We start from the raw sequence: 22,506 nt of genomic DNA, 5'->3' as shown, positions 1-22,506 counted from the left end.
GCTCGGGCCAATATCTTGTTTTGAATGGCTTACTTCAGCAAGCCAGCTTCTTTGTAAAAGCGTTCCGCACCAGCGTGCAAAGGCACACCAACACCGTTCAACGCGGTGGCAGGCGTGATGGTTTTGCCCTTGGCGTGACCCACGTCCAGCAACTTGCGGCTTTCGTCGTTCCACAAGGCTTTGGTGATCTCATAGATCAGGTCGTCGCTTTCGTTGGCATTTGTGAACCACTGTGCGCCAACCGCAACTGTCGGAGTTGTTGCTACGCCCTCATATGCGCCCTCAGGGATGTCGGAGGCAGCGAAAAAGCCGTATTTGGCGATCAATGCTTCTGCACCGGCACCATCAATTGGCACCAGCTTGATGTCTGTTGCAGAGGCCAGTTCGACCAAGGAACCCGTTGGGTAACCGGTCACAACAAAGAACGCATCGATCTTGCCGTTGCGCAACGCTTCGGATGCAGCGCCGCCTTTAAGGGCTTCGGCGGTGACGTCGTCAACGGACAGACCATTGGCGTCCAGGATCAGTTTCGCATCGACGTAGGTGCCGGAACCCGGCTCGTCCAAAGAAACGCGTTTGCCTTTTAGGTCAGCGACAGAATTGATGCCACTTTCGGCCAGTGCAACGAGGTGAATGTGCTCTTCAAACAAGGCGGCAATTGTGCGCAGGTCTTTGGCTGGCTCTTTGCCTTCCATCGTGCCAGTGCCCGTGTAGGCCCAGTACGCGACGTCAGATTGTGCGAAACCGGAGTTGCGCAAACCGGAAATGATTGCGTTCACGTTGTCGACTGACCCACGTGAGGACACGGCAGAGGCGATCAAGCCGTCAACGCCGCATGATCCACCTTCGCCACATTCGCGCGAGCCTGGTGGTTTGGAAATCGCGTTCGCGATAACGCCGCCAACCGGATAGTAGGTGTACGCTGTGCCGCCTGTCCCGATGGTAAAGAATTTCAATTCTTGCGCAGAGGCTGCCGTTACGGCCAGTGCTGCGACTGCCCCGATGGCGAGGGTTTTTAAGGTCCCAAACATGTTTCATCTCCCTGATTTTATGTCATGGTTTTTGATGGAATCGTAACAAAAGCAAGCCTTTGCGGTCCCATTCATCAGAATATGACGAGGACACCCTTGATTTGCAACGATTTTAGGTTCGTCTAGTGCTTGGGCCGCAACAAACTTTAGATTGAGCCTTGGATTATTTTTGGGTTGCGCTATTTGGTCCAGATGTCGTCTGAAAATCTCGGGCCAACTCGAATTTTGAGAGCCAGCAAAGTTGTTGCCAATGCGCCACTTTTGGGCGGGCGGCATGCGACGGTCAATTCTTTTTAAAATTTCCCCCTTCCGCAAAACGGCAAGAAATTGCTTACGTAGCTGAAATGAATTCTCAACCGCTGGTTGTCCGGCGTAGCAAGGGTGTGAGATTTGATGAGCTACTTGAAAAAGCTAAGTGCCGGCGTCGTCGCGATGGCGTTTGCGGTGATTGCAACAACAGCCAACGCGACCCAATTCACCCGCTCTGTTCCCGGAACAACACTGACGCTACCGGCCGATTACCCCGAAGCAGGCGGCGTCGCGATCGTGTTGGTCGGGGCAAACGGTAACTCATATTTTCAGTTCTCGAACCCCACGGGCGCGTTTCGCGGATTCAACAGCAACGGGCAGCCAACGCGTTTTCGCGGCAACCCATTTACCATCAATGATCCGATCAGTCTGGATTGTGGGTTCAGCACTTGCGCGACCTATTTTGGTGGTTCGATTTCCAACATTTACGTCCGGTTCACAGCCTATGATGGCGACACCCAAGCAGGCCAGTTTGATGCCAACAACATTGATCTGCTGATCAATGGATTTAACCTTGGCAACTGGACGAACATCCCGACGCAAAACACCAACCTTGACGGCACGCAGCTGATCAGCTCGGGCATTGGTTTTGGCAACCGGACGTATGACACCGGCTGGTTTTCGTCCACGAACTCAGCGTTATTGTCGAATATTCTGTCGACCGGCCAGACCGTTTCGCAGGTTCGCGATGATGACCCTAACGACAACTATTGGGATTTTCGCCGTGGCCCAACGCTCAGTAACACCGACATTGTGACCGTTGCTCCGGGCTATAGCCTTGAGAAAACAGCGGATAAAACGGATTTTACGACCGTCGGCGAGGCTATTGCGTACAGCTACATCATCACGAACATCGGATCGGTTCCAATCCGCCAACTGTCTGTTGCAGATGATAAAATTTCGACTGTTTCCTGCGATAAAACTGTCATCCAAGACACCAACCCCGGTGGCACCGCCGATTTTGCGACATGCACAGGCACATATTCGGTCACCCAAGACGACATCGACAACGGCAGTGTCACAAACATCGCGGTGGCAAACGGCGTTCCCGATTTTGGCACGCTCGGTGCGCTGCAAGACACAGTAACAGTCGACGGCCCGACGCAATCACCAGGGATCAGCCTTGAAAAGACGACCACGCTCGCTGAATTCGGCGCTGTGGGCACCTCTGTTCCGTACGCGTTCAAGGTCAAAAACGAAGGCAACGTCACCCTGACATCAGTCAAAGTCACGGATCCGTTGATCCCTGCGTTGTCCTGTACGATCGGGGATTTGGCACCGAATGCAGAACAAACCTGTTCGGGCACATACACGGTCAAGCAAACTGACATTGACGCCTTTGCGACCAACGCAACCGAGCTTAGCAATACGGCGACAGTTGTCGGCACGCCCCCAAGTGGTCCGAACGAAACCGACACCAGCGTGGTCACAATTCCAGGCGCGACGCCGGTTCTGAGCATGGATTTCACGAAAACCGCGACGACCGCTGATTACGACGCGGTTGGCGATGTGATCGATTACACATTCAAGATCAAAAACACTGGCACGGTGACATTTCCCGCCGCACCCGTTGTCACGGATGTTTTGACAAATGGCGCGACTTGTCCAAGCGGCTCTGTTGCGCCGGACGCAACCATCACGTGTTTGGCCAGCTACACCATTGTGCAAATGGACATCGACACCGGCAAGGTCGACAACAGCGCGACGGCGACTATCACGGTTGGTGCAAACACGGCGGATGGCGCGGACACGGCCAGTGTCGATGCTGCGCGCACGACGGGCCTGACGCTGGACAAACGGTTGAACGCCAGCTCGCCCACCAGCTTTGAGGCTGTGGGAATTGACCTGACCTATGACTACGTCCTGACGAACACCGGCAATGTCACGCTGAATGCGCCGTTGATCACCGATGACAAGACGACTGCGACCTGTACCGAAACGACCATCGCGCCGGGTGCCCAGATCACCTGTACGTCTGCCGACTACGCGACCCTTCAGGCTGATATAAACCGTGGCGGTGTGACCAACATCGCAACGGCAACTGCGACGGCGGCAGGGACGGGGGCTACCGTCACGTCTAACGATGATACCGTCACGGTTCCAGCAGTTCAAAAGCCTGCAATTTCGTTGGTCAAAACGGCGCCGGCAATTACCGCTGCTCAGTTTCAAGTCGGCGAAACCGTCATCTACACCTACGAGGTGACCAACGTCGGCAACGTGCGGATCAACTCCAACATTGGCGCGCCCAAGATCACGATCACCGACAGTAAATTTCCGGCGACATTTGACTGTTTTGACACGCCTTTGGGCCGCAACAATTCGCTGTCTTGTACGGCTGAATACACGTTCACCGCAGATGACATTGCAGCAGGCGTCGTCCAAAACACGGCGTCGGCCAGCGCTGGCACCACACAATCCCCCGAGGTTCAGGTAACCATCGCGCCGGTTCTGAAACCCGCAGTGACCTTGACCAAAACACCGGATTTGGCAGCCGTTGCAGCGACCACAGACACGATCACCTACACATTTTCGGTAACCAATTCCGGCGACACGCAGATCCAACTGGCGACCCAGCCGATCACGATCAACGATGCGAAATTGGCGGCCGCCGCTGACTGTTCGTTGCAGCCGGCAGTTTTGAACGCGGGCGACAGCTTTGATTGTTTTGCGACGTACGATCCGACCCAAACGGAACTGGATGCTGGGTCTGTGGAAAACGCGGCCACTGCGTCTTTCCCGTTCACCCAAGGCGGCGTCACAACCACCATCACGTCACCGCAAGTGGATGCGACCGTGCCTGTGGACCAAAATCCAGAATTCACGTTCACAAAAAGTGCCAGCACACCGACGTTTTCTGCCGTGGGCGAACAGATCACCTACACCTTTACCGCAAGCAACATCGGCAACGTCACTTACACAGAGATCATCGTCACCGACCCGTTGATCCCCGCGCTGGTTTGTACATTCACCAATGTTGCGCCATCTGACGCGCCGACCTGCACGGGCATCTACAACGTGACCCAAGCAGACATGGACGCCGAAATCGTCAACAACACTGCATCTGCGGCGGCCCAAACAGCCGGCGGCATCGGCCAAACCAAAACGGCAATCGAAACGGTGCCGGTTCTACCGACCGTTGCGACAACAATCGCCAGCATCGTGAAAACAGCGGACAAACCTGCGTTCTCCACGTTGGGCGAGGTCATCACCTACACGCTGGCCGTAAAAAATGACGGCACCCAAACGCTGACGGATTTAACAGTGACGGACGTGCTGGATCCGACCTACAGCTGCGCAATCGTCCGGTTGCTACCGACGGTCACCAGCAACATTTGCACTTTTGCCCACACGGTCACACAAGCGGACTTGGACGCAGGGTCAATCGACAACATCGCCAGCGTTTCCGGTGCCCAGATCACGACGTCAAATTTCCCGCTGACTTTGAACGGCCCTGTGCGCACGGCATCGTTTGATTTTGAAAAAACGGCAGCTTCCGGGTTTACGTTGGCGAACGATCCGGTTGAATTCACCTTTGCGGTGACCAACACCGGCAACACCACACTGAGCGACGTGACGATTACCGACACGGATATTTCGCCGGCTGTGAACTGTGTGATCGGGTCGATTTTGCCCGGTGTCACAGACGACACAACCTGCACCACGACCTACAACGTGACCCAAACGGATGTGGACAACGGTCAGTTCACCAATACGGCGACGGCGTCTGTCACGGCCCCTTCTGGCGTGACGGCCCCAGCGGACAAAACCTCGGTCGCTTTGGTTCAAGGCCCGGACGAAAACGCGACTGTGCAGATCGTCAAAGCATTCACGGACGGGGTTTACACCTCGGCGACGGACAGCGAAGTGTACACGTTCACGGTGACCAACACCGGCAATGTAACGCTGACAGACTTGATCGTGACGGACCCGGCTTTGGCGGGCTTTAGCTGTACGTTGAATGATTTGTTGCCCGGTGCGATCGCGACCACCTGCGGCGACGGCACACCCCTGACAGCGATCAAGAATTTCGGGCAGGTGGACGTCGATGTCGCAAGCTTTACCAACACCGCGACGGTGACGGGCAAATCACTGGCCAAGAACACGGCCGTCACGGATGACGACATGGTGACGGTCACTGGCCCAGTGCAAAACCCTGCCTTGATCATGACCAAAACCGAAGGCTTGGGCGTGCCGTTCGGCACGCTTGACCAGTCGATCCCTTACGCATTTGTCGTGACCAACGCGGGCAACATGACACTGACCGGCCCGATCACAGTTGCGGATGACAGGATCGCCAGCGTTGCTTGTGATGCGACGCCCGCAGCGGGGATCGCACCGTTGGGCACGCTCAATTGTACCGGCACGCACATCGTAACGCAGCCCGATCTGGATTTGGGCAAGATCGTCAACAAGGCGACGGCGTCTGTCACGCAATCCGTGGTCGCGCAAATGGTTGGCGGGGACACGATTGTGACCGTGACGTCACCCGAAGTCGAAGAAGAAATTCTGGCTGATCAAGACCCCAAGTTGATCATCGACAAGCGTGTGAAATCGGGCTCGGCCTCTAGCTATTCTGTGGTTGGTGACACGGTGACGTTCGAATACGTCGTGACCAACGCAGGCAATGTGACGCTGGCCGAAGATATCCTCGTGAACGATGATAAAATCGCCGGCACTCTGACATGCTCTGTCGCTGATTTGGCTCCGCTTGGCTCAGTCACCTGCGAGCAAATCTGGACCGCAGACCAGACCGCGTTGAACGACGGCGAAGTCACCAACATCGCGACTGCGGATACTACATTTGACGGAGGCACTGTCCAATCGCCAAGCGACAGCGTGACGGTTCCTGCCGTGCAAAACCCGTCGTTGTTGTTGGTCAAAACGCTGGATGCGCCGATCCCTTTGATCTTTGATGATACCGAAACGCTGACCTATAAATTTGTTGTGACCAACAACGGCAACGTCACAATTGATGGTCCGATCACCATCGCGGACAGCATCACGACAGCCATCTGCGACGCCGTGCCGGCAGGTGGTTTGCTGCCCACAATTTCCGTAGAATGTGCCGCGACCTACGCCATCACGTCGGGCGATCTTGAGCTGGGTTCGACCACCAACGTCGCCACCGCTTCGGGCACATTTGACGGCGCGTCTGTGACATCGCCCTCCAGTTCCTCCATCTTTCCTGTCGACGGCGACCCCGCGCTGAGTATCGAAAAAACTGTCGATCCATCGACAACCAGTTTTGACACGCTTGGCGACAAGCTGATGTATGATTTCAAAATCATCAACTCGGGCTCGGCAGGTTTTGCAGGGGACATTTCAGTTGTGGATGACAAAATCGGCACGTTCGTGTGCCGGCCTGCATCCCTTGGCACATTCAACGTCGGCGCTGATTTCACCTGTTCTGCGGAATACACAGTGACCCAAGCCGATCTGGACGCCGGATTTGTCACCAACGAGGCCACAGCCAATACGTTGTTCGGGCCGCAATCCGGTGCGCCGCTTCCTGTTGTGTCCCCATCTGATACCGCGACCGTTTTGGCGTCGGAAAACCCTGCGTTGGATGTGGTGAAATCGGTCACTTCAGGCGCGAACCCGGCGGGACTTGGCGATGTTCTGGAATACACGATCGAGACGACGAACTCAGGGAACCAAACAATCGCCGGGATCACAGTCACCGATCCCCGCATCGCGTCGTTTGCCTGTACCATCAACGGATCCGCGACGCCGTCCAACGTGATTTTGTCCCCGACAGCGCCGAACAATGTGCTGACCTGTGTGGGCAATTACACGGTGACCCAAGCCGATCTGGACGCGCAAGATGCGGTTGACGCCGCAGCCCAAGGTTTGCCGAACACCGCGACTGTGTCTGGCACCGATCCGCAAGGCGCTAGCCTTTCTAAATCTGCATCAATCACCCATCCATTGGATGCACCGGTACCGGGCCTTGGCATCACCAAAACGCTTGATCGCTTTCCCGGTCCAGAAGACGATTTCAGTTCGGTGGACGAAGAACTGATCTTTGTGATCGAAGTTGAAAACACCGGCAACGTGACCCTGACCAGCATCGACATCACTGACAGCCTGTTGGTGGCACCGCAGACTTGTACGGTTGGCCCCCTAGCGCCGGGCGAAACCGACGACAGTTGCGTGGTGGTCTACACGGTCACCCAAGACGATTTTGACACGCAATTCGGCACTGCCGATTTGGGTACTGCGGGTGTCGATAACGTCGCCACAGCCACAGCGCAGCCTGCCAACCCGAATGCAACGCCTGAGGTCGAAAACGACAATGCCTTTGCCGAAGGTCCAACCCGCATCAAGGAATTCGCGCTGGGCAAGTCTGCCGATCTGAGTGAAATCACAACTGTCGGCGAAACCGTCATCTACACCTACGTTGTCGCCAACATCGGCAACGTAACGTTGACCGATCAACCGGTTGTGGTCGACGACAAAATCGGCACGTTCAATTGCGGTACTTTGCCCTCCGGTGGTCTTTTGCCGCTCGAAACAGTGACCTGCACGCAACCCTACACCGTGACGCAAATCGATTTGGACAACGGCGGCGTGACCAATAACGCGTCCGTCACGTCGACCGAAGTGCCAACGCCCGCCTTGGCGGATCTGACGATTGACGCGGACCAAAAGCCGTCCGTGACAATTTTGAAAACGCCGTCTGCCACCGCTGATGTGGTCGTAGACCAAGACATTTTGTACACCTACACCGTGACAAATGCGGGCAACGTGACCTTGACTGACGTGGCCGTCAGCGATCAGCACACCAGCGCTGCGGGCACGGTTGCTTTGCCGGTCGCGGGCGACACGCTGACCCAAGACAATAACGAAACGGGGGCGTCGGTTGACGCCGCTGCAAACGGCAGTTGGGACACGTTGGGCGCGGGTGACGTGGTCACGTTTACCGCCACTTACAAAGTGACGCAGGACGATGTTGACCAGCAAGTGACGCTCGCCAACACCGCCACTGTCACGGCAAATGACCCTGACAACACAGCGCTGGACCCAGTTGAATCAGACGCGACCGTCACGGTCGCTGCCAAAACGCCGTCATTCACTGTCAGCAAAACAGGCGATGCCACGGGTCTCAGCGATCCGGTTGTGATCGGCGATGTGATCAGCTTTGAAATCACGGTTGCGAACACAGGCAACCAGACGATCACAAATATCGTGCTGGACGATGATCTGACCAGCGACGCCAATGACGTATTGACTGTCACTGACCCTGAATTGGATCGCGGCGACACGGATGGTGACAAGGAATTGGACGTGGGCGAAACCCATGTTTACACCGCGACCTACACCGTTGATCAGGTGGGGCTTGATGCCGGTGGTCTCGAAAACACCGTCAGCGTCTCGGGCACCGATCCCCAAGACACCCCAATCACCGAAGTGCTGGACACGCCCGTTGAAATCGACATTCCGCGCAACCCTTTGCTGGCTGTGATCAAGACGGCGGTTCTGGATGCAGGCACCGATGGCATCGCCGATGCGGGCGACACGATCACCTACACCTACACCATCAGCAACGAAGGCAACGTGACGCTGTTTGATGCCTCCGTCACTGAGACCATATTTTCGGGTGACGGCCCGACGCCCGCACCCGCCTACAAATCCGGCGGTCGCGCGATTGGCCAAGGTACTGCGATGGACATCGCTGCAGGCGGTGCTCCGGTCATTTTCGAGGCGATTTATACGCTGACCCAAGTTGATCTGGACGCAGGCACAATCACCAACCAAGCAACGGCAACGGCCGATGACCCTGACGGTACGCCCATCAACGATCTCTCGGACGATGACAGCACGGTTGGCAGCGACGAAACTGTTGTGACGCTGAACCCTGAACCGGGCCTAGAGGTCGTGAAAACCGCGACGCCGACGCTGTCCACGCCCGTGGCCGTTGGCGACAAGATCGATTTTGTGATCACCGTTGCCAACACCGGCAACGTAACGCTGTCTGACATCGTGATCGGTGACACGCTGAAGGATGCAAAAGACCAACCGCTGACGTTGACCATGTTGCCGACCTACGATGCGGGCGATTTGAACAACGACGACAAGATAAACGTGGGCGAAACCTGGTCCTATCTTGCCAGCTTTGTCCTGACGCAAGCGGCGATCGACGCAGGCGGTGTCAGTAACTCGGCTGACGCGACAGCGACCTTGCCCCAAGGTGGCACGATCAACGATGTGTCCAACGCGGACACCCCAAACGGCGATGACCCCACGGATGTCACGCTGGACCGCACGCCGAAAATCGCGGTCATCAAAACTGCGAGCGTTGATGCGGGCAGTGATGGGATTGTGAACAAAGACGACATCGTGACCTACACTTACGTCGTGTCAAACGAGGGTAACGTGACCCTGTTTGACGTGGCTGTTTCCGAGACGACGTTCACGGGGTCTGATCCCGAACCGACCCCGGTTTTGGCCAGCGGTGGGGCGGACGAGGGCGGCGATGGGGCCGTGTTGGATCTGCCGGTTGGCACTGCGACAATGACCTTTACCGCGACCTACGCGCTGACGCAAATCGACGTGGATGCGGGCGGCATCGACAACCAAGCAACGGCGTTTGCGGATGACCCCGATGGCACCGCGATCAGCGATTTGTCCGATGACGACAGCGTCACGGGCGACGATACCACCGGCATCACAATTGCTCCGGTGGCCTCGCTTGACGTGGTGAAAACCGCGAACACGTCTGGCCTGTCTGATCCGGTCAAAGTCGGCGATGAAATCGTCTATTCGATCACGGTCGAAAATACCGGCAACGTCACGCTGGATGCGGTAACGCCGGATGATACGTTCACGCGGCGCGACGGCACAGCATTGACGCTGGCGCTGGGGTCACCTGCGGGCGATGGCGGCGTGACTGGCACGCTCGAGACAACAGAAACATGGACTTACACAGCGACGCATGCCTTGACCCAAGAGGACATCGACGCAGGCGGCGTGAACAACACGGTCACGGTTGATGCGCAAACACCGGCGAACGACGCGGTCAGCGATACCTCGGACAATGGCGACGACACCGATGGCAACACGGACAACGATTCAACCGACGTGCGCCTACAGGCAGCGCCGAAATTAGAGCTGATCAAACGTTTGAAAACAGGCGAACCTGCGACCTTCGCCTCGCTGAACGAAGAAGTCGAGTTTGAATTCGAAGTCACGAACGCAGGCAACATCACGATCACAGCACCTGTCGTAATCAACGACGCGTTGATCACCTCGACCGGTGGCACGCTGTCTTGTGCACCGTCGCCGATTGCGGTGGGGGCGTCTATTTTGTGCACCGGCAGCTACCGCGTGACGCAGGACGATCTGGACAACGGATCGTTCGACAATGTGGCCACGGCCGTGGCCAACCAACCGGTTGTGCCGCTTGTTGATGGTGACCCCACGACCACCGAAGTCGAAAGCAACGAGGCCGACATTAACGTCACAGCGGATCAATTGCCTGCCATTTCGATTGCCAAAGCAGTCAAGGCGGGATCGCCCCTGACCTACGCGAAGCCTGACGACACAACCATTTTTGAATACACGATCACCAACACAGGGAACGTCACGCTGACCTCTGCTGTGTCGGTGTTTGACGACAAAATTTCCGGCACGCTGGATTGTGGCGGCATCGGCCTTGCGCCGGGCGGTATGGTCACGTGTGAACAGGTCTGGACCGCTGATTTGCAAGACCTGAACGACGGTTCCGTGACCAACGTCGGCACCGCGCAAACCACGTTTGATGGCGACACAGTTGACGAAGACGAACCTGCGTCGGCCACCGTGACAGCCCTGCAAACGCCGCTGCTAGAGATCGCGAAAACCCGCACCAGCGCCGTGCCTGACCAGTTCGACGTGAACACGGTTTTGTCCTACAGCTTTTTGATCACCAACACCGGAAACGTCACTATCGACGGGCCGTTTACCGTGTTTGACAACCTGTCGACGGTTGATTGTTCGACCGCGCCCGCATCACTGGACCCGACGCAAACTGCGACTTGCACGTCTAGCTACATGATCCGTCAGGTGGACCTTGATCTTGGATCGACGCTGAACCTGGCGGCGGCTTCCGGTAGTTTTGACGGTGCGGTTGTGACCTCGCCCACAGACAATGACATCTATCCGGTGGGGGCGGTGCCTGCGCTCAGCCTGACCAAAGACAGCGTGCCAAGTGACGCAAGCTTTGCCTTGCTGAACGACAAGATCGATTACACCTACACGATCACCAACTCTGGCGGCACGGGGTTCAACACGGATATTTCGATCGCGGACAACCGCTTTGACGACCCGATTGCGTGCTACGTTGACACGCCCACAACGTCGTTCGGGATTGGTCAAACAGCCACCTGCACGGCGCAATACACCGTGACCCAAGAAGACCTGGACGCTGGTTTCGTCACCAACGAAGCGGTTGCCTCGACCACCTTTGCGCCCGGCACAGCCAACGAAACGCTCGTGCTGTCACCGGCAGCGATCAAAACCGTGGATGCGGTCAAAGACCCTCAATTTACGGTTCTGAAATCCGTGACGAACGGGCCAAGCCCTGCCGAGGTCGACGACACGCTGGAATACACGCTGACGGCTGAAAACACTGGCAACCAGACAATCAGCGGTGTGACATTGGTCGACCCGTTGATCCCTACGCTGACCTGCGAAGTTGACGGTGCAGCAGCCCCGGCCAACGTGGTTCTAGCCCCCGGCGATGTTTTGACCTGTGTGGGCATGTATGACGTGACCCAAGCCGATGTCGATGCCCAAGTTCTGCTGAACACCGCCACCGCAACGGGCGCTGATCCGCAGGGCGAAACGATCACTGACACCCAAGATAACACGCACCCGTTGGATACCCCTGATCCTGCTTTGGTTGTAACCAAAACGATCCAAGGCGCACCTGTGTCTGGCCCAGTCTTTACCGCACCGGGTGAGAAAATCAGCTTTGTGATTTCGGTTGAGAACACCGGCAATGTGACGCTGAACAACCTGTCGATTTCCGACAACCTGTTGGTGACGCCCGCGACCTGCACGATTGCGTCGCTGGCGCCGAATGCGACAAACGCGTCTTGCATCGTTGAATACACCACGACGCAGGATGACGTGAACGCACAGAACACCGTTGATGGTGCGATTGTTGGTGGTTTTACCAACGTGGCCACAGCCACTGCGCAGCCGGCCAATCCGAACGCCGATCCGCTTAGCGAAACCGGCGATGTGTTCGTGCAAGGCCCAGAGCGCGCGCCTGCGTTCTCGATTGCCAAGGCGGCGAATGTGTCTGACATCGCGGCCTTTGGTGACAGCGTGACGTACACTTACACCGTCACCAACGCGGGCAACGTGACCTTGTTTGACCAACCGGTTGTCGTCGATGACAAGATCGCCAACGTCAACTGCGCGCCGATCCCGACAACAGGGTTGATCCCGTCTGCGACTTTGATCTGTAGCGGTGACTACACCGTCACGCAGGCTGACATTGATGCAGGCGGCGTGACGAACATCGCCAGCGTGTCCAGCACCGAAGTGCCGTTGCCCACGGTTCCGGGCGACGCAGAAACATCGCTGAATGTACCGTCCGTGCGCACGCCGGGTGTCAGCCTGACCAAAGAAGTTGTCGGATCCCCTGACGTGGTCGAAGGCGAGACAATCACCTATCTCTATAGGCTTGAAAACACCGGCAATGTGACGCTGACAAACGCGATTGTTGCGGATGATCACACCAGTGCAGCAGGCACCGCCGCGCTAAACGTTGCTGGTGACACGTTGCTGAGCGACTTTGCCGAGCAAGGCAACAGCACGGACGCAGGCGCAAACGGCACATGGGACAGTTTGGGCCCACAGGACGTCGTGACGTTCGAGGCAACCTACGTCGTGACCCAAGGCGATATCGACGCGCAAAACGACCTGTCCAACACGGCGACTGTGACCACGACAACGCCGTCCGGTGTGACGCCGCCGACGGACACCAAAACCGTTGATCTGCCTGTTGCAGATGCTGATCCCGCGCTGACTGTTCTGAAAACGGCAGACATCGCCGGGCTGTCGAACCCGCCTGTTGCTGGCGAAACCGTCAGCTTTAGCATCACGGTCACGAACTCCGGCAACCAGACGTTGGACACTGTGACGCTGGTGGACACGCTGAAACGGGCTGATGGCACGGCGCTGGCACTGACCACGCAACCGGTTCTGACAGGGGGCGATGCAGGAATTTCGGGTGACCTAGAGGTCGACGAAGTCTGGACGTACGCCGCGACCTACACCCTGATCCAAGACGATATTGACGGCGGCGGGATCACCAACTCGGTTCTGGCGCGGGGCGTGACGCCAAACGGCACAGCGGTGAGTGACGTGTCCGACAACGGCATTCCCGAGGACGGCGAAGACAATCCGACGCTGGTGCAAGTCCCTGCGATGCCAGGAATTCTCGGGCTGAAAACCATCACGTCAACGACCATCGCGGTGGACCAAACGGTTGTCTTTGCGATCACCGTAGAAAACACCGGCAACGTGACCTTGCGCGATGTTGCCATTGTCAGCGACACGCTGCTGCGCGCTGATGGCACGCCGGTTGATCTGACCTCGGGTCCGATCTTTGTCAGCTCGACTGCGGGATCGGGCGCAGGGGTTTTGGCCCCGAATGAAGTCGCGACATACACCGCCACCTACAAGCTGACGCAGGCCGACATTGACGCTGGTGGTATTTCCAACAGCGCGGTTGTGACGGGCACGCCGCCGGTCGGATCGCCGCTGACGGACGTAACGGACGACAGTGACCCTGCGGACGGCAACGAAACCACTGATTTGGTTATTCCGTCTGACCCTCAGCTGACGTTGATCAAGCGTTTGCCGACGGGTGCCGCCCCAACCTACAGCGTGCTGGGCGAAAGCGTTGCGTTTGAATTCGAAGTGACAAACGCGGGCAACGTCACGCTGGACGGTCCGTTCAGCATCACCGACCCGCTGATCACGGATGCAGGTGGCGTGATCACGTGTGCGGCTGGCCCGATCTTGCCCGACGCGTCGGTTTTGTGCACAGGCAGCTATGCGATTACCCAAGACGATCTGGACCTTGGCGCGCTGACAAACATCGCCTCGGCGACCGACGGCACCACCACATCTGACGATGAAACTCTAGTTGTGCCTGCCAACCAATTGCCCGCGATGGAGGTTGTTAAAACCGCCGAGGACGTCACCGCCGCTGCATTCATTCCGGGGCTTGAAGTGACCTACACCTACGTCGTGACCAACACCGGCAACATCACGTTGGAAGACCAGATTTCGATTTCTGACAACCTGATTGATCCAGCCAGCATCACCTGCGACGCGTTCCCTGATGACGGCATCGCGCCGCTGGCAACCTACACTTGCACCGGCACCTACACCGTGACGGCGGATGACGTTGACCTTGGCTCTGTCACCAATCTTGCCTCTGCGACGGACGGTGAAACGACCAGCCCGCTGGTGTTTGAAACCATCCCCGAAGCTGGCGTTCCTGCATTGGACATCGTCAAAGCGGCCGAAAATGGCGCTACCTTTACCGAAGTCGGCGACGAGATCGAATACACCTTTACGGTGACCAACGCAGGCACCCGCGCCTTTGTGAAGGACGTCGTGGTTCAGGATGACCGCTTGGGCGAAATCATCTGCTTTGCGCCAATGTCAGCCACCGATGTGTTTGCATCCGGCGACGTGGTGACGTGTTCGGCCACCGACACCGTGACCCAAGAAGACTTGGACGCAGGGTTCGTCACCAACGAAGCCTTTGCAAAGACCATTTTTGGCGCGGACGACACCACCACCACATCCGCGCCGGTTACGGAAACGGTTGACGCTGACCTTGTTCCGGAAATCACGCTGCTCAAAACCTCGACACCAAATCCGGTGACTGTGGTTGGCGAAACGCTGACCTACTCGCTGGTCGCGACGAATGCGGGGAACCAAACGCTGACAAATGTGGTTGTGAGCGACCCGTTGCTGCCGACCCTCAGCTGCACCGTGCCGCAATTGCTGCGCGGCGCGACGCTGACCTGCACCGACACCCACATCGTGACTCAAGCCGACATTGATCGTGGCCAGTTAGTGAACATCGCGACGGCTGACGCTGTGACGCCGCAAGGCACCGGTGTGTCTGGCACAGGCAGCGAAACCACGGTTATGCCTGCGTCCGCGCCTTCGATGACCTTGGCCAAAGTTGCCTCACCCGATCCGTTTGGCGCGGTTGGATCAAACCTGTCGTACGTGTTCACGGTGGCGAATACCGGCAACACCACGCTGACAGACATCACCGTGACCGACGTGATGGACGCGGCGTTCAGCTGCGAGATTGCCAGCATTGCGCCGGGCCAATCGGACACGACCTGTACCTACACGATCCAAATCACGCAGGCCCAAATCGATGCGGGTGAAATCGAAAACACCGGCACCGCCAAAGGCAAAGACCCATTTGGCACAGACGTTGAAAAAAGCGACACGATCACGACAGACGGCCCTGCGCAGGTGCCTTCGTTGAACGTGACCAAAGTTGTGTTGCCATCCGCATCGGCCCTTGGCAGCGTCGTGACGTTCCAGCTGACGGTGGTGAACACCGGCAATGTTTCGCTGACACCGCAGCAACCTCAAGACACGATGCAGCGGTTGGACGGCACGCCTGTCACGCTAGACCAACCGTTTGCGTTGGTGTCGGGGGACACCGATGACGACGACAAGTTGGACGTGACCGAAACGTGGATTTACACGGCAGGCCGCACGTTGGTTCAGGGCGATTTGAACGCAGGCGGATTACAAAACTCTGCGACCGTCACGGCCTCTGGTCCGAACGGGCAGGTGGTCTTTGATGTGTCTGACAACGGAATCGACAACGACAGCAACACCGAAGACGACAAGACGATTTTCACCGTAGTGCGTGAACCGCAGCTGACAGTTTCGAAATCCGCAGTGTCCAGCGGTATGGCTGTGGGCGATCAGGTGACGTTCACAATTGCGGCCCTGAACACGGGCAACGTCGATCTGACGAACCTTGGTGTGACGGATACGCTGCGCCGCTTTGACGGCAGCGCGGTTGCTGGCGTAACGGTTTCGCCGGTCAACGTGCCCGTGCCGCTGAACCCCGGTGCAACGGCGACGTGGTCAGTTGTGCACGAGATCACGCAGACCGACATCGACGCAGGGGGCCTGAGCAACACGGCCACCGTCAGTGGTGATGACCCCGACAACAATCCCGTGTCTGACGTGTCCGCTGATGATGATCCGAATGATGGCAACCTAGAGGATGACGCCACCGAGGTGTTGATTTCACCGGTGCCGTCGATCGAAGTGCTCAAGTCTGTCACCTCGGCCGGTGTGATCGAAGGCGAAGACGTGGTGTTTTCGATCACCGTGCGCAACACGGGCAACGTGACCCTGACGGGCGTGGCTGTCGCCGATACGATGACCAACCTTGACGGCGACGAGGTCACGCCCGTGGCCATCGCGTTTGTCGGGTCAGACGGCGACACACCGTCGCCCGCAGGGACCTTGATGACTGGCGAAACCGCGACTTACACCGCGACCTACACGCTGACGCTTGCGGACGTGGATTCAGGCGGGCTCAGCAACTCGGCTACGGCAACGGGCACGACCCCGTTGGGTGGCACGCTGTCGGATGTGTCTGACAACGGCACCGGCACGGGCGACACGCCGACCCCTGTTCAGATCGCGCCGATGCCGGAACTTGAAGTGTTGAAAACTGCGGGTGACGTGTTTGTTCTGTTCCCGACGGTCGAACAGCTGATCTTTACGATCACGGTTAAAAACACTGGCAACGTGACCCAAACGGGCTTGCAACTGGTCGATGATCTGAGCGTCTATTCAGCGCCTGCGACCCTGCTGCTGGCGGCTTATCCGACCCAAGTCAGCATCGAGGGATTCACCGATGGCACCGCCAGCACGACCTACGACGGCGTCACGGATACCAACACGCTGGCGGGCAATCCAACGCTGGAACCGGGTGAAACCGGAACCGTCACAATCGTGTCGACCTATTCGTCTGCGGCGGCCTATCCGGGCAGTGACAACTCGGCCACGGCAACGTCGGACCAGTTGAGTGAAGGTAGAACTGGCACGTCGGTTCTGGACCTTGCGGACGCGGACAACGACGGCGTTGTCGACAACCTTGAGGGCACAAATGACCGTGATGGCGACGGCATCCCTGACAACGAAGACTACGACCCGACCGGCTATTTCTACTGCGAAGACGACGGGCGGATTTTGTCTGGCGGCGGGATCACTGTGTCGGGGGGCGGGTTTAGCCAGACGGGCACCGGAACAAACGGTCCAATCACGATCATTCAGGACGGATCCACCGGATACTTCCAGTTCTTTGCAACGGCAGCAGGCAACTACACGTTGACGGCGGCCTACCCGCCCGGGGGCACTGTGTCGACGGCACGGACGTCTTTGGGAACATTGGATGCGACAACATTGTTGCCCGCAAACCCTGCATCCCTTGGGTCCAACGAATTTGGCAGCACCGGCGTGTTGACCGACTTCACAGCAGCGGCGAACCCGTTTTACACAGCCTTTGATGTCGCGGCTGGCGATCCGTATGTGTTGAACAACAACATTCCGCTGACCAATTGCGCGACTGTGCCCAATGTGCTGGCCACCAAAACGGCTGACCGTCGCACAGCGGTGCTGGGCGAAACGATCAACTACACGCTGACGTTTGTGAACAACACCTCGCAGACGTTTACCAACGCGACCTTCGTTGACGTGCTGCCTGCGGGCTTGCTGTTCACACCGGGGTCTGGTGCGGTTGATGCCGTCGCGACCGCGCCGGTCGTGGCGGGTCGTCGTCTGGAATGGAGCGGGCTGAACATTGCGCCTGCCCAAACCATCACGGTCACCCTGTCGGCACGTGTAATTGCCGGGGCCGTGATTGGACCACTGACCAACCAAGCCTGGCTTGAGGATGCAACCGGCACACGCCAGTCCAACATCGCAACGGCCACGGTCGATCTACAACCCGAACCGGTCTTTGATTGCTCGGATGTGATCGGCAAAGTGTTCGATGACCGCAACCGAAATGGCTATCAGGATAACGCGTCAGAACCGGGCATGCCGGGCGCGCGCCTTGTGTCCACGGATGGCACGATCATTCGCACGGATGAACACGGGCGGTTCTCGGTGCCATGTGCGGCGCTGCCCCGTGATCTAGGGTCGAACTACACGTTGAAACTGGACACGCGAACGTTGCCCACGGGCTACCGCGTGACCACGGAAAACCCACGGATTGTGCGTCTGACCAAAGGTAAGTTCGCCAAGATGAACTTTGGCGTGTCCCTGACCAATGTTGTCGACATTGATCTAACGGCAACTGCCTTTGCCAAAGGTCGTGTGGCACCGTCTACAGCGCTGGAACAGGCTGTGGATGGCTTGCTCAAACGGATCTCGAAAACGCCATCCAGCCTGCGATTGTCCTACGTCATGGACCCCGGTGAACAGGTCAAGGGCGCGCGTGCACGCCTGCGCGCCGTCGAAGACATGATCCGCAAAAAATGGCGCGGGCAGGGCCGCTACAAGTTGACGATTGAACGCACCGTGAAGCGGCTGCAGTGAGGAGAATGAGTATGGGTAAGTCGACAAAATTCCTGATCTCCGCAACGCTGCTGACAGCTGTGTGCGGTGGACACGTCAATGCGGCGACAGGTGATTGCGATCTGGTGGGTGGCCTGCTGCCTGTGGATTGCGAATACGATTCTGCCGGTTTGGTTGTGCGTATTCCTGCGGGCGCAAACACCGAATTCGACAGCGGTACGCCGAACACAGGCCCGGACGGTTTTCTGATCTCGATCGATGGCACACCGGTTGCGGGTGACAAGCGGGTCGAGGACATCACGCGTGAAGCGGACAAAGCGCTGGCCGAAGCCGACGTACGTGTCACCTTTGACGGGTTAGGGGCTGAACCGCGTCTTGACGTCGAAATCGAAGACGCACCGACGCGGTTGCGCGTGGGCGACACAGTGCGCGCGCAAAGCCGTCTGAACTATCCGGCCTTTGTTGTGCGTGGCGAGTTGTTGGTGATTGATCGCACGGCTCCTGGTGGGCCACGCACTGTTTTAACGGTGCCGGTCGATCCCAATGGGGCGGCCGAATTTGCACTACCTGCAGGTGATACGCTGATCATGGTGCACCGCGTTTACGACGCCAATGGCCGCTATGATGAAACGGCACCTGTGGCGCTGAACCGGCCCGCTGATCGTGGGCTGACGGATGATGTCGAAGAGGGCACAGATTTTACCGCCCGTCGGCGCATTCCTGTGAACGGTGGCGCGGTCACGGTTTTTGGATCGGGCGTCGCGCGTGATGCGACGGTGCGCACCTTGGGCACAAATATCACCCCGGACCCGGACGGCAGTTTCGTTGTGCAACGTATCTTGCCATCCGGTGACACAGTCGTGGACGTGCAAATCACCGGGGCAGGCGAGCCGGTTTATCTGGAACGCGCAGTCACCATTCCGGACAAAGAATGGTTCTACGTGGGCACGGTTGATCTGACATTCGGGCGTCGATTTGACGGTGGCGCGGCGGCGGCTGGCGGCACATTTGAAAAGAATTTCTCGTACGGCCGGATCTCGGGGTATGCGCATGGCAAGACCCGCAATGGCTGGACCGTGACCGCCAGCGTCGACACCACCGAAGAAGACCTGAGCGACATTTTCCGCAACCTCGACGAAAAAGATCCCTACCACGCGCTGCGTCGTCTGGACGAAGACCTCGGGTACCTGACCTACGGTGACGACAGCACGATCGAAGACGGCGCGCCGTCGCGTGGACGTTTCTACATTCGCACGGAAAAGAACGGCAGTCACTTGTTGTGGGGGACCTACAAGTCGTCGATCGACGGCAGCTATTATTTGCGCAACGAACGTTCGTTGTACGGCGCGCAAGGCGTCTATGTGTCGCCTGAACAAACCACGCACGGCGAAAGCAAAGTCCGGATTGAAGGCTACGCGGCCCAGCCTGATCGCTTGCCGGGGCGCGACATTTTTGTGGGCACGGGCGGGTCGGTTTATTTTCTGCAACGCCAAGATATCGGGCTGGGCAGTGAAACTGTCAGTGTCGAAGTTCGGGACGCCAACACAGGTGTTTTGATCCGCACAACCGCCCTGACACCGGGGCGCGATTACGACATTAACTACCTGCAAGGTCTGGTCATTTTGTCCGGCCCCCTGAGCAGCACAATCGGCGGCGGCACAGTTGTCACCGATGCGTCCGGTGAAAACTCCGTGCGCCTTGTGGTACAGTATGAATACACGCCCACGGTGGGCGAGGTGGATGGGCTTAGCTACGGTGCGCGTGCCGAAGCTTGGGTTTCGGAGGCCGTGCGGATCGGGGTGACGGGTCTGATCGAGCAGACAGATGTCGCCGACCAAACAGCCTATGGCGTCGATGTGCGATACCGTATCAGCGATCAATCGTTCCTTGATGTTGAATACGGGCGCACGGACGGATTGGGTTTCGGGTCTTCGTTGTCTGCGGACGGTGGTTTGATCGTGACAAACACCAATGCGACGGGTGGCAGCGGGTCGGCCGGGCGCATCGCCGGGCAAGTTGATCTGACAGAAATCGGGCTGAACACGGCGGGCACCCTGTCGTTTTACGGTGAAAAACGCACCGCCGGCTTTTCGACCCTCGATTATCAAACTCAAAACGACGAATATCTGTACGGCTTTTTACTAGAGGTCCGCCCGACCGAACAAGTGTCATGGCGCGTCTACCTCGATAGTTTCAAAGACAGCGCAGTGGCCCCCAAACGGGACCGCGAAGGCGGGATCGAAGTCACTTACAAATCCAGCGAACGGGTGACGTGGGATTTCGGGGTCGAGCATCTGGAGCGCGAAAATACTGGTGGCACAGCCCTGACAGGCAGCCGGACGGACGCAGCGGTGCGCGTCACATTTACCGAAAGTGACGATTTCAAATGGTTCGTCTTTGGGCAGGCGACGGTGGAATCCTCGGGGAACATTGGCGACAATGACCGCATCGGCGCAGGTGCCGATATCGCGCTAAATGACACCACGCGGATCAGCGGTGAGATTTCGGACGGGGATCAGGGGCTTGGTGCCCGTCTGTTGCTGAACCACCAACGCGATGCCCGCACCACATCGTACGTCGGCTACGAATTGTTGCCGGGGCGCGAATTAAATGCGCTGACATTGTCCGGTCGCGATGAGGGGCGTTTCGTTGCAGGTGGGACACGTGCCTTGTCTGACAACGCGGATGTGTTTGGTGAGAACACCTACGATATGTTTGGGCAGCATCGTTCGTTGACGTCGAACTACGGTGTCGAATATCGCCCGAACGAATTCTTGACCTACGCAACGTCGTTTGAACTGGGTCGCATCCAAGACCCCGCAGGTGATTTTGAACGCCGCGCGTTGTCTTTTGGGGTGCGGTTCAAGAACGACAAAGGGCTCAGCGCCAAGGGTCGCTTTGAAGTGCGCCAAGACAAAGGCGTGCAGGCGGGATCACTGCGCGATGCGACGACATTCTTGCTGACGGGCACGGCAAACTACAAGATCGACGAAGAGCGCCGCTTGGTCTTTACCTTGGATGTTGCCGACACGGACACCGACAGCGTGACGGTGCGCAGCGGTGAATACGCCGAGGTCGGGCTGGGATATGCCTACCGCCCGATCAACAACGACAAACTGAACCTGCTGTTCAGCTACCGGTATTTGCGTGATATGTACGGTCAAACGATCGACGGCACCGACACGCTGGGGCCACGTCAGGAAAGCCATGTTCTATCGCTGGATGCATCCTATGATCTCGACGAACGTTGGACCATCGGTGCCAAAATCGGTGCGCGGATTTCGAGCAGCTCGCCCAATTCAACAGCCGCATTTGCGGACAACAACGCTTATCTTGCCGTCATCAACGGGCGCTACCACCTGACCCACAAATGGGACGTGTTGCTAGAGGGGCGCTACCTAAAGGCGGAACAAGGCGGGTTTGACAGTTTTGGTGTCTTGGGTGCCGCCTATCGTCATTTGGGCAACAACTTCAAAGTCGGACTTGGCTATAACTTTGGCTCGTTCTCGGATGATTTGACGGACCTGACGTATGACGACCGCGGCATGTTTATCAACCTGATCGCCAAATTCTAAGGCCTGAC

3 protein-coding genes are annotated in these 22,506 nt (G+C 57.8%); 2 read left to right on the top strand and 1 reads right to left on the bottom strand.

Annotated elements, in window-relative coordinates:
• Positions 1-29: 29 nt before the first annotated feature.
• Positions 30-1,031: a TAXI family TRAP transporter solute-binding subunit gene (locus ACFIO0_RS14480; protein ID WP_390911107.1), complete on the bottom strand. Its 1,002-nt coding sequence runs from the start codon at positions 1,029-1,031 to the stop codon at positions 30-32.
• 393 nt (positions 1,032-1,424) lie between these two features.
• On the opposite strand from ACFIO0_RS14480, the gene ACFIO0_RS14475 reads away from it, so the two are divergent.
• Positions 1,425-18,944 (top strand): hypothetical protein, encoded by a 17,520-nt coding sequence (locus tag ACFIO0_RS14475; RefSeq protein WP_390911106.1) that lies wholly within the window; start codon positions 1,425-1,427, stop codon positions 18,942-18,944.
• An 11-nt stretch (positions 18,945-18,955) separates the two neighbouring features.
• Positions 18,956-22,498, top strand: a complete 3,543-nt coding sequence (locus tag ACFIO0_RS14470; protein ID WP_390911105.1) for a hypothetical protein — start codon at positions 18,956-18,958, stop codon at positions 22,496-22,498.
• Positions 22,499-22,506: the final 8 nt, after the last annotated feature.

The organism is Pseudosulfitobacter sp. SM2401 (assembly GCF_042932805.1).
GTDB lineage: Bacteria > Pseudomonadota > Alphaproteobacteria > Rhodobacterales > Rhodobacteraceae > Ascidiaceihabitans.
This window is presented reverse-complemented; position numbering and strand designations above follow the sequence as displayed.

Coding starts and splice junctions, on each gene's coding strand:
- ACFIO0_RS14480 (WP_390911107.1), bottom strand. CDS start 1,031: ATGTTTGGGACCTTAAAAACCCTCGCCATCGGGGCAGTCGCAGCACTG.
- ACFIO0_RS14475 (WP_390911106.1), top strand. CDS start 1,425: ATGAGCTACTTGAAAAAGCTAAGTGCCGGCGTCGTCGCGATGGCGTTT.
- ACFIO0_RS14470 (WP_390911105.1), top strand. CDS start 18,956: ATGGGTAAGTCGACAAAATTCCTGATCTCCGCAACGCTGCTGACAGCT.